Source organism: Nocardia sp. bgisy118, from assembly GCF_057708605.1.
This window is the reverse complement of sequence record NZ_JBYISM010000071.1, coordinates 1-1,580: the sequence shown is the minus strand read 5'-3', so window position 1 is coordinate 1,580 and position 1,580 is coordinate 1. Positions and strand designations below refer to the sequence as shown.

The following is a 1,580-nucleotide window of genomic DNA, read 5'->3' as shown; positions in this document are numbered from 1 at the left end:
GCGACATCGAGTTCCTCGATCCAGCCGAGCGCACCTCGATGCTCGAGAGCTGGATTCGTCCCGGGCTCGTGGTCGGCTCGGTGACGTTGGCGGACGAGTTCACGCGGACGGTCGAGCGGTTCCCCGATGCAACGGCTGTGGTGGCCGACGACTCGGCGCTGTCCTACGCAGAGTTGGACGCGCGGGCTAATCGGTTGGCACGGCACCTGATCTCGCTCGGGGTGGGTCCGGAATCGTTGGTGGCGGTGGCCATGCCGCGGTCGCCGGATCTGATCGTGACCCTGTTGGCGGTGATCAAGGCCGGTGGCGGGTATCTCCCGATCGATGTGACCTACCCGGCCGATCGGCTCGCATTCCTGTTTGCCGACGCTGCCCCGATCTGTGTGCTCTCGACCGCCGCCGAGATCGACGGGTTGCCGGTGGGGGATCTGCCGGTCGTGGTGCTCGATGCACCCGAGACTGTGGCGCGACTGAAGGGCATTCCCTCACTTGCGGTTACGGACACGGATCGTGTGGCACCGGTCAATCCCGACTCCGTGGCCTACGTGATCTACACCTCGGGCTCGACCGGCACCCCGAAGGGAGTGACTGTCTCCCACCGCAGCGTTCTCACCCTGTTCGCGAACACCCGAGACCGGTTCGGGTTCGACGAGGCGGACGTGTGGACGATGTTCCATTCGTATGCATTCGATTTCTCGGTGTGGGAGCTGTGGGGTCCGCTGCTGCACGGCGGCAGGCTCGTGGTGGTCGACTACTCCACGGCACGCTCGCCCGAGCTGTTTCTCGAGCTCCTGCGGCGTGAGCACGTGACCGTGCTCAACCAAACTCCCTCTGCCTTCTACCAATTGGCAGATGTCGAGCAGGCCGCGGCCGAGAGGCCGGACGGGCTCTCGTTGCGGTATGTGATTTTCGGTGGAGAGTCGCTCGATCTGGGTCGGCTGGTGCGGTGGTATGCGCGCCGCGAGGACAGCGGACCGCAGCTGGTCAACATGTACGGAATTACGGAAACCTGTGTCCACGCGACGTGGTTGCCGCTGGATTCCCAACTCGCCGCCTCGACGTCGGCGAGCGTTATCGGTCAGGGCATTGCCGGTCTGCGCACGTCGGTCCTCGACGGTCGCCTGCGCATGGTGCCGGTGGGGGTGGTGGGTGAGTTGTATCTGGCGGGTGTGCAGTTGGCGCGGGGCTATCACGAACGGCCGGGTCTGACGGCGGGTCGGTTCGTGGCGGATCCGTTCGGGGCGCCGGGGGAGCGGATGTACCGGACGGGGGATCTGGTGCGGTGGCGTGCGGATGGGCAGTTGGAGTATGTGGGGCGCAGTGATTTCCAGGTGAAACTGCGGGGGTTCCGGATCGAGTTGGGGGAGATCGAGGCGGCGCTTGCCCGGCACGACGCGGTGGCGCGGGCGGTGGTGGTGGTTCGCGGCGAGGGTGGGGTGGACCGGTTGGTGGGGTATGTCGTGCCCGAGGTGGGGGTGGGGGTAGATGTCGAGGAGTTGAGGCGGTTCGTCGGTGATGGGTTGCCGTCGTACATGGTTCCGGCCTCGGTGGTGGTGCTCGACGGGTTGCCCGTGACTACC

1 protein-coding gene is annotated in these 1,580 nt (G+C 66.1%); it reads left to right on the top strand.

The features are described 5' to 3' along the window. Positions 1-1,580, top strand: a 1,580-nt coding sequence (locus AC3EO7_RS37720; RefSeq protein WP_431972729.1) for an amino acid adenylation domain-containing protein, incomplete at both ends; no start/stop codon positions are given.